13 protein-coding genes are annotated in these 13397 nt (G+C 46.9%); 5 read left to right on the forward strand and 8 right to left on the reverse strand.

The features are described 5' to 3' along the window. Nucleotides 1-1254 precede the first annotated feature (1254 nt). Nucleotides 1255-1356: a cytochrome b6-f complex subunit PetL gene (gene petL / locus QUA54_RS26025; protein ID WP_015175161.1), complete on the reverse strand. Its 102-nt coding sequence runs from the start codon at nucleotides 1354-1356 to the stop codon at nucleotides 1255-1257. A gap of 77 nt (nucleotides 1357-1433) precedes the next feature. Here petL and aroB point away from each other — a divergent pair, with 77 nt between their 5' ends. Then, a complete protein-coding gene (gene aroB / locus QUA54_RS26030) occupies nucleotides 1434-2528 on the forward strand; it encodes a 3-dehydroquinate synthase (protein WP_333416993.1) in 1095 nt (364 codons plus the stop codon). A gap of 96 nt (nucleotides 2529-2624) precedes the next feature. Here aroB and QUA54_RS26035 read toward each other — a convergent pair whose 3' ends face one another. Further along, nucleotides 2625-3395 (reverse strand): tetratricopeptide repeat protein, encoded by a 771-nt coding sequence (locus QUA54_RS26035; RefSeq protein WP_333416995.1) that lies wholly within the window; start codon nucleotides 3393-3395, stop codon nucleotides 2625-2627. Nucleotides 3396-3602: 207 nt separating this feature from the next. On the opposite strand from QUA54_RS26035, the gene QUA54_RS26040 reads away from it, so the two are divergent. Continuing rightward, nucleotides 3603-4442, forward strand: a complete 840-nt coding sequence (locus tag QUA54_RS26040; RefSeq protein WP_172192758.1) for an SPFH domain-containing protein — start codon at nucleotides 3603-3605, stop codon at nucleotides 4440-4442. On the opposite strand, the gene folP is transcribed toward QUA54_RS26040, so the two are convergent. From folP to psbD, 6 genes are all read right to left on the reverse strand, one after another. After that, entirely contained in the window at nucleotides 4433-5296 is an 864-nt protein-coding gene (gene folP, locus QUA54_RS26045) for a dihydropteroate synthase (RefSeq protein WP_333416997.1), read from the reverse strand. The genes QUA54_RS26040 and folP overlap by 10 nt on opposite strands. Nucleotides 5297-5538: 242 nt before the next feature. Further along, the gene (gene tpiA, locus QUA54_RS26050; RefSeq protein ID WP_172192762.1) at nucleotides 5539-6267 is read right to left on the reverse strand and encodes a triose-phosphate isomerase; all 729 of its coding nucleotides are present in this window, start codon (nucleotides 6265-6267) and stop codon (nucleotides 5539-5541) included. A 68-nt stretch (nucleotides 6268-6335) separates the two neighbouring features. After that, nucleotides 6336-6521, reverse strand: a complete 186-nt coding sequence (locus QUA54_RS26055) for a PCP reductase family protein (RefSeq protein WP_333416999.1) — start codon at nucleotides 6519-6521, stop codon at nucleotides 6336-6338. Nucleotides 6522-6621: 100 nt separating this feature from the next. After that, entirely contained in the window at nucleotides 6622-7575 is a 954-nt protein-coding gene (locus QUA54_RS26060) for a hypothetical protein (protein WP_333417001.1), read from the reverse strand. Between the two features lie 163 nt (nucleotides 7576-7738). Beyond that, the gene (psbC, locus tag QUA54_RS26065; RefSeq protein WP_172192768.1) at nucleotides 7739-9118 is read right to left on the reverse strand and encodes a photosystem II reaction center protein CP43; all 1380 of its coding nucleotides are present in this window, start codon (nucleotides 9116-9118) and stop codon (nucleotides 7739-7741) included. A gap of 157 nt (nucleotides 9119-9275) precedes the next feature. Further along, nucleotides 9276-10334 (reverse strand): photosystem II D2 protein (photosystem q(a) protein), encoded by a 1059-nt coding sequence (gene psbD, locus QUA54_RS26070; protein WP_333200031.1) that lies wholly within the window; start codon nucleotides 10332-10334, stop codon nucleotides 9276-9278. Nucleotides 10335-10535: 201 nt separating this feature from the next. On the opposite strand from psbD, the gene QUA54_RS26075 reads away from it, so the two are divergent. The 3 genes from QUA54_RS26075 (at nucleotide 10536) to QUA54_RS26085 (ending at nucleotide 13297) form a co-directional block, all read left to right on the forward strand. Then, the gene (locus QUA54_RS26075) at nucleotides 10536-11102 is read left to right on the forward strand and encodes a photosystem I assembly protein Ycf4 (protein WP_333194159.1); all 567 of its coding nucleotides are present in this window, start codon (nucleotides 10536-10538) and stop codon (nucleotides 11100-11102) included. A gap of 181 nt (nucleotides 11103-11283) precedes the next feature. Then, nucleotides 11284-12066 (forward strand): peptidylprolyl isomerase, encoded by a 783-nt coding sequence (locus QUA54_RS26080; RefSeq protein WP_445301591.1) that lies wholly within the window; start codon nucleotides 11284-11286, stop codon nucleotides 12064-12066. Nucleotides 12067-12103: 37 nt separating this feature from the next. Beyond that, entirely contained in the window at nucleotides 12104-13297 is a 1194-nt protein-coding gene (locus QUA54_RS26085) for a beta-ketoacyl-ACP synthase (RefSeq protein ID WP_333417005.1), read from the forward strand. The last annotated feature ends 100 nt before the right edge of the window (nucleotides 13298-13397 follow it).

The following is a 13397-nucleotide window of genomic DNA, read 5'->3' on the forward strand; positions in this document are numbered from 1 at the left end:
TTTAACCTAGTTGGAACTGTGCCTCACGAGAGTTTACCAACTAACCTCTGCTGGTTTGTCAATAAGAGCTTGGGTGATTTCTCGTTAAGCTGAATAGTTAACTATATAGACCCAAAGAAGCTTCTAAAACGGGCATGAAAGATACAATCTGTAAACTACTGCTTTGCCAAGGGAGCTTGACCAAGTAGTCTGAAATAACTCTGGCCTGTGAGATTTGGTTTGGTGAAATGCTAGATTGCCGACGATGGTTGTATACAGTACACGACTTGAAATATCAAAAAAGTGTTTATAGATACTATTGGGCGATTTCGATCGAGAGCGTGGGGACAATGAGGGCGATCGCATCAGGCTCAATGGATTTGTATAACTGATATCAAATCCGGTGGTCTTGGAATTATGTAGTAGTGGGAACGTCCCCAAGAGCGATTTGGTTAGTTTGCTGTGGACGCTCGTACTGACATCATCTAAATATATTATTCCGATACAACCTGAAATGATATGACTTCAGAGAGTTATAAATTTTAGTAAAGAATAATCTGCGATCGCTCCTTCATTCTCAAGGCGAATAAACCTCAGATTTAGCGTTATTCTCAAGATATTGCTGATAAGCTGCCTCATCTCCTCCAAACGAGTCGATCGAAATACGAGCACTCGGAACTGGCATTTCTAGGACTAGGTTTAGGTGCGTCCTGACAATAACAGACAGCAATCAAATCGTAGTTGCTTCCTAGTGCCGCAGTTGGGTATTGTTCAACCCTGACAACTTCCCAATCTCCGACTCGGTAGTGAGTATCCCTATCGGGGAATTGCGGATCGTCGAACTATTCAATCCGGTAAAACTCGTAGGGAAGATTCCCTGGTTGAGGTAGAGGTTCTTCAAAGGAATCGTAATACTCGCAGAGAATATCAGTTGTTGCCCAAGTGTGAGCCAACATTCTATTTTACCAGCCTTCTGCTGACATCAATTGAGCCTTAAAAAGGATAAATTTCCGCGTAATTAATCTTCATCCTCGTCTTCTATATAATTGGAAAATCGAGCCATTTTAGATTTTATATTTTAGATTGAAGAATTAACCAAATTACTTTTCCTCTAATATTAAATTAGGAAATTCTAGCATCAAGTTCTATGAAACAAAAAAATATTTGCGCCGTCAATCCAGAGATTTAATCAGAGATTTTTGGCGCAAATACTTTGTCGAACTGATACTTTTGCCAGAGATTAAATACTCTGGTTCAGACATCTAAATTAGCAAATTAGATGAGTTTGACAGCCCGCAGACCAAACATCAGCACTGTCGCCAAGCCGATCGCGCCGCCAAAAATCCCAAAATAAGTTATTGCTCCGCTAAGAGTCATTGCAATTTCTCCAAAACAATCAATAAAAAGACCTATAAGAACTATAATCTAAAATCTAATATCTAAATTAGATAAATATGCAATCGATAATTAAAGTTGACTTGGGGCCACAATCTTACAATGTTTGCGTGCGATCGGGCGGTTTAGACGAACTCGGCAGTCTGATGGGGGATCTAAGTTTGGGCAAAAAAGTGCTGCTGGTGTCGAATCAGTCGATTTTTCGGCAGTACGGCGAAAGAGCAACAGCAGCCCTCGAATCAGCAGGTCTGGAAGTCGGTAGCTGCATTTTACCACCGGGAGAACAGTACAAAACTTTAAATTCGGTACAGAAGATTTACGGTGCGGCTTTGGAAAACCGTTTAGAACGTTCCTCGACAATGGTGGCTTTGGGCGGCGGGGTGGTGGGCGATATGACGGGTTTTGCTGCGGCGACTTGGCTGCGGGGAATTAATGTCGTGCAAGTTCCGACTTCGCTGCTGGCGATGGTTGATGCTTCTATTGGCGGCAAAACGGGGGTAAATCATCCTTTAGGGAAGAATTTAATCGGGGCTTTTCACCAGCCGCGTTTGGTGTTAATTGACCCGGATGTACTCAAAACTCTGCCGGCGAGAGAGTTTCGTTCGGCGATGGCGGAAGTCATCAAGTACGGGGTGATTTGGGATGCCGAACTTTTCGGGAAGTTGGAGAAGTGCAAGCGTTTGGATCAAATGCGCTATGTGAAGGCGGATTTGTTGGCAGAAATTTTGAGTAGGTCTTGCCAAGCTAAGGCTGAGGTGGTCAGCAAAGACGAGAAGGAATCGGGTTTGCGGGCGATTTTGAATTACGGGCACACCATCGGTCATGCTGTGGAAAGTTTGACTAATTACAAGGTGATCAATCACGGGGAAGGAGTGGCAATCGGCATGGCTGCCTCAAGTCGATTGGCTGTGGAGTTGGGAATGTGGGATGCTGAGTGCGATCGCCGCCAGTCTGCTTTGATTGAAAAAGCGGGTTTACCTGCCAAATTGCCCGCTGGTTTAGATGTTGAGGAAATTTTGCATACTTTGCAACTGGATAAGAAGGTGCAGGATGGCAAGGTGCGGTTTGTGCTGCCGGTGCGCTTGGGTGAGGCTGCTGTGAGCGATCGGGTGGATGGGGATTTGATTATACAAGTTTTGAAGGAAATGCTTTAAATTCTCGTTTTTGGGGGTGTTTAACCGCCGTTGAAAGCTGATTAACGCCGATCGCCTATGGTGTTTTTTGTTTCAATGTCCGATCGGCGGTTGAGTTTAGGAGCCGCTCGACGCCGAATTCATTTCCTCCAAAATTTTATCTACTCTGTTAGCAGCTTGAGTTCTACCTTGCTTGATAAATAACTCCTTAGCTTTTTTGAGGCTGGCTACTGCCTCCGCTTGGTTTTCCTTGTCTCCTTGCTGGTACAAACCGACTCCTAAATTGTTTAAAGCATCGGGATATTGATCGTTAATTTTAACTGCTTGTCTCCACTGAACAATTGCCTCGGGCAACTGCCCCTGACTTGCCATCGCCACGCCTAAATCGTTGTGAGCTTTGGCGTGTTCCGGGTTGACTTCAATTGCTTTTTGGAATAGAACGATCGCATCGCTCATTTTACCTTGCCCCGACAGCATACTTCCCAACTTGTAATAAGCATCCGCTTGTTTGGGATAGCGAGCGATTAGTTGCCGGTACAAAGCTTCGGCATTGACCACATTTCCTTGACCGTAAAGGTCGTTGGCAGTTCTCAAACCCACTGTGTAGCCTTTACCTACAACTTCGCACTTTTTGTCGGAGTTGCCTTGCTGCTTGCAAATCCTGAGTTCGTCTCCCTTCATCTCGTAGGATAGAACTTCCCGAACAGCAGGGCCTCGGCGCGGTGGCTGCAAGTTCTGCGACTGCAAGTTTTGCGAGATTTGCAGGGCGATTGTCTCAGCTTGTGCCGGTTGGGCCGCTGCGGCATTGCAGATTCCTGCACCAACCAAAATGCTTGGGGCAATCCACCTCAAAGGTTTGAACAAGCGAAACTCTCGATCGTTTTTCATTTTTGTGGAAATGTGTTGTTGATATCCTGCCGTCAAATCGGGCACATTAAGTCCGAGTCAAGACTCCAACGCAAGAGTCCGAGGGAATACGAGTAACTGTTAGGACTTATTAACAGTCGTGATATCTTAGCACTGTGAGGCAGATTTTGAGTTAAATTAGAGTAGAATTTCGATCGATTCTCAATCAACCTTAGCAGGAAAGTAGAAATGGGGCAGTCTATTCTTACCATGCTCTTTGCGCTCATCGTCGGCTACGCTGTTAACTCCAGCGTCAAAATAGTCAGCGGTGGCGACGAAGCTTTAGTGGAACGTTTGGGTCAATACAAGCGCACCCTCAAGCCAGGATTCCACTTTATCAGTCCCCTGGTCGAAAAAGTCGTCTGCGTGGACACAAGCCGTGAAAGAGTTTTAGACATTAAACCTCAGTCAGCAATCACGGGAGATAATGTGGCTCTAGAAGTCGATGCCGTTGTGTATTGGCGGGTTGTGAATTTACAGAAAGCTTATTATGGAATCGATCAAATTGAAAATGCGATCGCCAACTTAGTTTTAACGACGTTTCGCGCTGAAATTGGTCGATTGCCAATGCAAGACATCTTGGGTTCCCGAGATGACATGAATAAAAAGTTACTCAAGAAGTTGGACGAAGCTACCGAAACTTGGGGTGTCAAAGTAATTCGGGTGGAAATTCAAAGCATTACACCTCCGAAAAGGGTGCAAGAAGCTATGGAATTGGAGCGCGCTACTAAGAGCGAGTGGCAAGCAATGGTCAATAAGGCGATCGGCACTAAGGAGTACATGAGGCTCTTAGTTGAAGCTTTAGATTCCCATCCGAATAGTAAGCAAGTTTTGAATTACTTAGTAACCGAAAAATACTTAGACGCTCAACAAAAATTGGGTGAAAGCGACAATGCCAAAATTCTGTTTATGGACCCGAGAAATATGTCAGAGGCCCTCAACAATTTGATGGAGTCTATCCCTGATGTCCCTCCGGGAGATGGCGGCGGGGAAATGAAAGTTATCGATACTCAAACTACTCAAGACTGATATCGGAAGATGGCGTCGGCTACCTGAGAGACATCGCGCATTTCTCTGACATCGTGAACGCGCAATATATCTGCTGAATTTGCGATCGCACCTGTACAAGCCGCCGCTGTCCCCCAAATTCTTTGTTTCGCTTCTGGCTGATTCAAAATGTGACCGATGAAGCTTTTGCGCGATACTCCGACTAAAATTGGACAGTTTAAAACACGGAATTGTCGCAACTCCCGCAGAATTGCCAAGTTTTGACTGTAATTCTTAGCAAAGCCAATACCGGGGTCGATAATTATTTGAGATTTGTCAATCCCCGCAGCAACTGCCGCCGCAATTCTACTCTCTAAAAAATCCCTAATTTCCCCAATTAAATCGCTATAATCAGTAAGTTTTTGCATCGTCTGGGGAGTTCCCCGAATGTGCATCAAAATTATTGGAACTTTTAACTTAGCAACTGTTGACAGCATTTCCGAGTCAAAAGTTGCTCCTGAAATATCGTTAATTATATCCGCTCCAGCCTCAACCGCAGCTTTCGCAACCCGCGCTCTGGTAGTATCGACAGAAATAGGAACTGAGCCAAAAATATAGGTTTTTTGCCGCAGTATTTCTACGAGAGGTATAACGCGATCGATCTCCTCTGCTAAAGATATTTCCGCTGCACCGGGTCGAGTAGATTGACCGCCAATATCAATAATATCTACCCCCGATTTTACCATATTTTCCGCTTGCAATAAAGCAGATTCTATAGTATTGAAATCTCCGCCGTCGCTAAAACTGTCAGGGGTAACATTCAAAACGCCCATTAAATAAGTGCGTTTTCCCCACTCGAAAGCTTTATTTCTAATGGTTAATTTGCGATCGGTCATGAGTTATTCTAAATCGCTCTACTTGAAAATATAACAGATAACTTTTAAGGGCTGGTTTAGCAAAAAGTCTCTGCCTCTCCCTGAATAATTTTTGTACAAAACCCGCCCTTCCCAGGGGTTTCAGAGGCGAAGATTTCGTACAAAGTCGATCGCCCAACTATCCCAGTCAGGGCGGGTAAGAACACAAATTTAAGCAACTGCGGACAAATTTTTGGCGTTATCACCAGCCCCTACTTCAATTTTCACAACTTGTAATTGACAATTCGAGCAAAACTGGCAGCTTCCAAACTCGCACCGCCTACCAGAACCCCGTCAATCTCAGGCATGACCATAACTTCATCAATATTCTCCGGTTTAACAGAGCCACCGTACTGAATTGGCACGCCAGGATTAGTCAATTTACTGCGAATCAAACCAATAACTCGGTTAGCTTCCTTAGTTTCGCAAGTATCGCCAGTGCCGATCGCCCAAATAGGCTCGTAAGCAATTACCAATTTCTGCTGGTCAACACCAACCAAATCTTTTTCCAACTGAGAAAAAATGTGAGATTCAGTTTCCCCTGCATCTCGCTGCTGCTTGGTTTCCCCAACGCACAGAATCGGAATTAAATCGTATTTCTGAGCAGCTTTCAGCCGCAAATTCACCGTTTCGTCAGTTTCCCCAAAATATTGGCGCCGCTCGCTGTGCCCTACGATGACATAGCGCACACCAAGTTCACTAAGCATTGGCCCGGAAATTTCCCCAGTAAAAGCTCCCGACTCTTGCCAGTGAACGTTCTGAGCACCGAGTCTGATCCGGCTGCCGTGCAAATTTTTCGAGAGGACAGCCAAGGAAGTGAAGGGAACGCAAAGCACGACTTCCCGTTCCTCTGGGGTTTCCGTCAGGCAGGACATGAATCCTTGAAGAAACTCTAGGGATTCTGCCCTAGTTTTGTACATTTTCCAGTTGCCAGCTATAACTATGTTGCGCACTATTTCTTTAAGTCCTTGTCCTTACAACGCAATTAATAGTCTAAAGCTTTAGCGTACCTTTCGATCCCTTATTGCCCAAACTCGATGCGAGCTTGCTCCACTAAGTCAACGGTGACAACTTCGGTTTCGGCTTCGCGGGCCAAGTTCTCGATGCGGATGCGAGCTTGTCCCCGGACAAAATAGGGAATATTTTTCAGCTTCGCCTTGGCTTCTGGCGTCCATTTGAGAGCGTCGGAAAATTCGGAATCGGGCATGGCGTATTGAGCGATCGACTACAAGCCTTTATTGATCTGGCTTTGATGGAAAGCCTGGATGTATTAAATTTACCACGAGTTGCGATCGGGCCACACCTTCTCACTCCGCCTTAAATTTGTTGCCTAAAATAGCCGACGCTTCTTGTAAAAGCTGATTCTGCTCTTGTCGAATTGCCTCCAACCTTGTCAAAATATTAGCAATTCGTTCCTGAGACTCAAAACTGTTTGATTCAACTCCCCTCAATTGTAAAGCTGAATTATTTTTGTCTTCGGGATTCTTTGAAACCAATGAGTTTACATCCACTCCACCGACATTACTTACAGCTTTAGGGCCGACACTCAAAACCCCTTGCATAAATTTTCCAGGGCTTTGCAGAATAAATAACCATCCTTGTGCAAACAAGCTACCTAAAGCCTGTAATAAACCTAAGATACTCAATATAAATAGCAGCAAAATTGCTAAAGATATCAGCGGGTGACTCACCAACCAGAAGACGAGAGGGTGAGAATCAATCCAATCTTTAACAGTACCATTGATAGCACTTTGAATGGCATTTGAAGCGACATCGCTCATACTTCCAGCATTGTTAATGCTATCTTCTAATGAAGCCTTAGCCTTTTCTGTAGCTTGATTTACGCTCTCTACAGCTTGGCTAGTGCTTTGATTCAGAGTATTGACCGCAGAGTTAGTAGTTTGATTAATAGTTTCTTTGGCAGTTGTCGCCGAGTGAGAAACAGCATCAACAGCTTTGTTGGTAGTTTCACTAACGCGACTAACCGCTTGATTTGCGAATTCCGATATAGAAATCATGGCTTTTTCTGTTTTCTCCGCTACAGTACCTAAAGCATTGTTTGTAGCTTGATTAACAACATTAACGGCAGAATTCGTAGTTTGAGTGAGAGCTTCTTTTGCCTTGCCCGCAGATTCGGAGAGAGAAGATTTAGCTTCTGCTGTTGTTTCTGAAACAGAATTAACGGCTTTTCCGACTTGTTCCGTCCAAAATCCTTTCGTTTTTAGAAAGCTTTGAGAAACATTAGGCAGTGCTACTTCCATAGTAAGTTACCTTCATCAACTTAATTTACTGTTTCCAAGTGATTATAGTATAGCTGGTATTTTTAATAGTTATAATCTGAGCTAATCAGCAGTAAAAAAGCTCCTGCCGTTAAGCAGGAGCCTTTTGCGATTAGACAATCAAATCAGAAATAAATTCGATAGATTAGTCTAAGTCTGGCATAGAAAGTACCGCTTCATTTTCGCGATCGATACCTCTTTCAAAGCCAGCGACAGCCGCGCGAGCGCGACCAGCGTGCCACAAGTGGCCGACCAAGAAGAAGAAACCCATCACAAAGTGGAAACAGGCCAGCCAAGAACGAGGTGACGTAAAGTTAAACGCGTTAACTTCAGTTGCCAAGCCGCCCACAGAGTTCAGAGAACCCAAAGGAGCGTGAGTCATGTACTCAGCAGCGCGGCGAGCTTGCCAAGGCTGAATGTCGTTCTTGATTTTGTTCAAGTCCAAACCGTTAGTACCGCGCAAGGGTTCCAACCAAGGGCCTTGGAAATCCCAGAAACGCATCGTTTCACCGCCGAAAATGATTTCGCCAGTAGGAGAGCGCATCAGGTATTTACCCAGACCGGTGGGGCCTTGTGCAGAACCGACGTTAGCACCCAAGCGTTGGTCGCGGATCAGGAAGGTCAAAGCTTGCGCTTGAGAAGCTTCCGGGCCCGTCGGGCCGTAGAATTCGCTAGGGTAAGCAGTGTTGTTGAACCAGACAAAGCAGCAAGCGATGAATCCCATCAGGGACAAAGCGCCCAAGCTGTAAGACAGGTAAGCTTCGCCAGACCAGATTAAGGCGCGGCGAGCCCAGCCGAAAGGCTTGGTCAAAATGTGCCAAACACCACCAGCGATACAAATCAGGCCAAGCCAGATGTGACCGCCGATGATATCTTCCATGTTGTTGACGCTGACAATCCAGCCTTCGCCACCAAAAGGAGAGCGAACCAAGTAGCCAAAAATCACAGCCGGGTTCAGAGTGGGGTTCGTGATAATACGCACGTCGCCGCCGCCCGGAGCCCAAGTGTCATAGACACCGCCGAAGAACATGGCCTTAGCTACTAGCAGCAGAGCGCCGCATCCCAACAGAATCAGGTGGTAGCCGATGATATTGGTCATCTGGTTCTTATCTTTCCAGTCGTAGCCGAAGAACGAAGAGTATTCTTCGAGAACTTCCGGGCCGCGAACGGCGTGATAAATACCGCCCAAACCGAGAACAGCAGATGAAATCAAGTGAAGAACGCCGACTACGAAAAACGGGAAGATATCCGTAACTTCACCGCCGGGGCCGACGCCCCAACCCAAAGTAGCGATGTGGGGCATCAAAATTAAGCCCTGTTCGTACATGGGCTTTTCTGGGATAAAGTGAGCGACTTCAAACAAAGTCATTGCACCGGCCCAGAAAACGATCAAACCAGAGTGAGCGACGTGGGCGCCCAGCAGTTTGCCAGATAGATTGATTAAACGAGCGTTGCCAGACCACCAAGCGAACCCGGAGGATTCTTGGTCGCGACCGCTTGCGTAGGAATTAGAGAGCGTTACCACCCGGTAGAACCTCCAACGATTTTAGATTTTGGATTTTGGGTTTTTTTGTTCCCTAGTAGGTCACGGTATCACCGCGCCTGCCCCGGGGAATAGGGATTTGGATTTCAATTTCAGTTTAAAAAAATTAAATTAATCTGAAATCCAAATCCAGATTTTTTTAAAGTGCGTTACCGCGAGGCAGAACTTCTTCAGGGAAGATGAAGTTTTCGTGGGGTTGGTCGGTAGGAGCCATCCAAGCACGAATGCCTTCGTTAAGCAGAATGTTCTTAGTGTAGAACGTTTCAAACTCAGGATCTTCAGCAGCGCGCAATTCTTGGGATACGAAGTCATAAGCGCGCAGGTTTAATGCTAAACCGACGATGCCAATGGAGCTCATCCACAAGCCTGTGACAGGTACGAACAGCATGAAGAAGTGCAACCAGCGCTTGTTGGAGAAGGCAATTCCGAAGATTTGCGACCAAAAACGGTTGGCTGTCACCATCGAGTAGGTTTCTTCTGACTGAGTTGGGTTGAAGGCGCGGAAGGTGTTTGAGCCTTCGCCGTCTTCAAACAAGGTGTTTTCTACGGTGGCACCGTGGATGGCGCACAGCAGCGCGCCGCCCAAGATGCCTGCAACGCCCATCATGTGGAAGGGGTTGAGCGTCCAGTTGTGGAAGCCTTGCAGGAATAGCAGGAAGCGGAAAATTGCTGCGACGCCGAAACTGGGGGCGAAGAACCAGCCTGATTGACCCAAGGGGTAAAGCAGGAACACGGAAACAAACACGGCTATCGGACCGGTGAATGCTAGGGCGTTGTAGGGACGGATGCCTACCAAACGGGAGATTTCGATCTGACGCAGGCAAAAGCCTATCAGTGCGAAAGCGCCGTGGAGGGCAATGAAGGTCCACAGCCCGCCGAGTTGGAACCAGCGGGTGAAGTCCCACTGTGCTTCCGGGCCCCACAGGAACAGCAGCGAGTGTCCGAGGCTGTTGGCTGGGGTGGAAACTGCTACGGTGAGGAAGTTGGCTCCTTCGAGGTAGGAGCTTGCCAAACCGTGCGTGTACCAGGAGGTAACGAAGGTGGTGCCTGTTAACCAGCCACCGATGGCTAGGTAGGCGCAGGGGAATAGCAGGATGCCAGACCAGCCTACGAAGACGAAGCGATCGCGTTTGAGCCAGTCGTCGAGTACATCAAAGATGCCTCTTTCGGTCTGGGCGCGTCCGACTGCGATTGTCATTGCGGTAAAATCCTTTTGCTTGTTAAAAGACTAAGGTTTCTAATTAAAGTTAACATAACTATATATTAGAAGTTCATAATCTTTCAACATAATTAGCAGAAGTTGATACACAATGCCATCGCTCGGTCGCGATCTCGTCAGTGAAACGTGACTGAGGTGGGCTAATTGAATTAAAATTTGGCTTTAAGGCTGTTTAGTTTTATGACTGCAAAAACAACGACCTCGATCGATTCGATCCTGCGCTACCAAGTTGTGGGTTCCCGCCGCTTCAGCAATTACTGGTGGGGGACGATTGTCACCATTGGAGGGACTGGTTTCCTGCTGTCGGGCCTTTCCAGCTACTGGCACGTGAACCTGCTGCCTTTTGCTAACCCGACTCAGCTTGTTTTCATCCCCCAAGGCATCGCGATGGGTTTCTACGGTGTCTGCGGCGTGCTGTTGGCGCTTTACCTGTGGCTGACTGTTCTCTGGGATGTCGGCGGCGGTTACAACGAGTTCGATCGAAAAACTGGTAACATTCGGATTTTTCGCTGGGGATTTCCCGGCAAAAACCGCAAACTTGATTTTACTTGCAAGACATCGGACGTGCAATCTGTGCGGGTTGACATTAAAGAAGGTCTCAGTCCCCGCCGCAGTATTTATCTTAAGCTCAAAGACCGCCGTCAGTTTCCCCTGACTAGAGTCGGACAGCCGATTGCTTTGTCTGAAGTGGAAAATCAAGCTGCCGAATTGGCTCGATTTTTGCAAGTTCCCCTAGAAGGACTTTAGGGATTTTTCATTTTCGATTGGTAATGTCTCGTAGGGTGCGCATTGCGCACCAAATCGATAAATATTGGGTGAGCACGAAGCGGTGCAAATTATCCCTGGTAAATCGAGAAATCTAGGGTGCGCAATGCGCACCTTACATCATTGAGTGAAAGTGAAAGTCAAAGTGAAAGTGAAAATACAAATGCAAATGCAAATCAAAATTCAGCGGTGGTTGTTCTCACTTTTAATAATTGGTGCGTTGTTTGTTGGGGGATGCGGTAATTCCCCGGCTGTGAACTCAACTCCGACAGGGACTCCTGCGGGTGAAAGCATTTCTTTGTCTCCGTCTCCGTCTCCTGCTGTGGTAGCGGCGAGCTCGCAATTTAGCAATTTGCCGCGATTGGAAGGAACAGCAACAGTGGTAATGACGGTTAAAGGTGCTCCAATTACGATCGAACTCGACGGCAAAAATGCTCCAATTACTGCGGGCAATTTTGTCGATTTGGTTCAGAAGGGAGTCTACGACGGGCTGGTATTTCACCGAGTCGTGCGGGAACCTCAGCCTTTTGTAGTTCAGGGCGGCGACCCCCAGGGTAAAGACCCTAAATTCCCTGCGGCGCGGCTGGGAACTGGCGGTTTTATTGACCCGAAAACTTCTGCAGAACGCAGGATTCCTCTGGAAATTAAAGCTAAAGGTGCTGCAAATCCGACTTACAGCGCGACGCTACAAGAAGCTGGGGTTAAGGAGAAACCGGTGTTGGTGCACAGTCGCGGGGCTGTGGCTATGGCTCGATCGCAGAGTCCTGATTCGGCTTCTTCTCAGTTTTACTTTACTTTGACCGATGTGCCGTTTTTGGACGGGAGTTATGCGGTTTTTGGGTACGTGAAGCAAGGGATGGATGTTGTTGATAAGATTGAAGCGGGCGATCGCATTGAGAAGGCTACTGTTACTCAGGGCTTGGAAAATTTTAAGGCTGTTAGCTGAAATTAGTCATTAGTCATTAGTCAGCAGTCATTAGTGAATGGATGTTGTTGTTACTGGAATTGGTCTTGTTTCGGGTTTAGGGACTCTGGAAACGGGCTGGAAAAGACTGCTGTCTGGAGAATCTGGAATCGCTCGGCATCAACCTTTTTTAGAACTTGAACGGCGACCTTTGGCTTTAATGGGCAAAAAACCTGCCGATTTAATAACTTTAATTCGGCAGGTTTTAGCAGATGCTTTGCAAGATGCTAATTTAACTTTGCCTTTGCCTGATTGCGGGATTGCGATCGGTTCTAGCCGAGGTTTCCAGGCGAATTTGGAACTGTTGGCGAGGGAAGGAAGAGGGAAGAAGGAAGAAGGAAGAAGGAAGAAGGAAGAGGGAAGGGAATTACCGATTACCGATTACCAATTACCGATTACCGATTCTCAATTCGTGAATTTTTTGCCTCACATGGGGGCGATCGCGGCGGCGAGGGCAATAGGCTCGACGGGGCCGGTACTGGCGCCGATGGCTGCTTGTGCGACGGGTATTTGGTCGATCGCCCGCGCTGTTGATTTAATCCGCACTGGTGAGTGTCAGCGGGCGATCGCAGGTGCTGTGGAAGCGCCAATTACACCGCTGACTGTGGCTGGATTTAGCCGGATGGGTGCTTTGGCAAACGCTGGGTGCTATCCCTTTGATGAAAATCGGGAAGGGTTTGTGCTCGGTGAAGGCGGGGCTTTATTTGTATTAGAATCGGCCGAGTTGGCAAGCCGTCGTGGCGCTAAAATCTACGGTCGAATTTCCGGTTTTGGCTTGACAAATGATGCTTGCAATGCTACCGCGCCGGCTCTGGGTGGGAAAAGTGCGATCGCGGCGGTAAATCAATGTTTGAAACATAGCAATTTAGCGGCGGTTGATATAGATTTTATTCATGCTCACGGTACTGCAACTGAGTTAAATGACCGACACGAAGCGCTGTTAATTGAGAAGTTGTTTCACCGAGGAGTTGCTGTTAGTTCGACTAAGGGGGCTACGGGTCATACTTTGGGAGCTTCGGGAGCTTTGGGCGTAGCTTTTTGTTTGATGAGTATTAAATATCAGATGTTGCCGCCTTGCGTTGGAATGAAAAAACCGGGGTTTGAATTAGATTTTGTTCGCTGTGCGCGATCGGCTATTGTCAGAAATGCGGTTTGTTTGAGTTTTGGCTTTGGCGGGCAGAATGCTGCGATCGTTTTATCTCGCGAGTGTTAATTTTTGCAAACTCGGTCGATCGGCATTTAAATTACACGATCTCTCTACAGTTAAAATCTTCTGAGGCTGTCCGGAGAACCCGCCCGCACATCCAATTTAA

Source organism: Microcoleus sp. MOSTC5, assembly GCF_036701825.1.
Classification (GTDB): domain Bacteria; phylum Cyanobacteriota; class Cyanobacteriia; order Cyanobacteriales; family Microcoleaceae; genus Microcoleus; species Microcoleus asticus.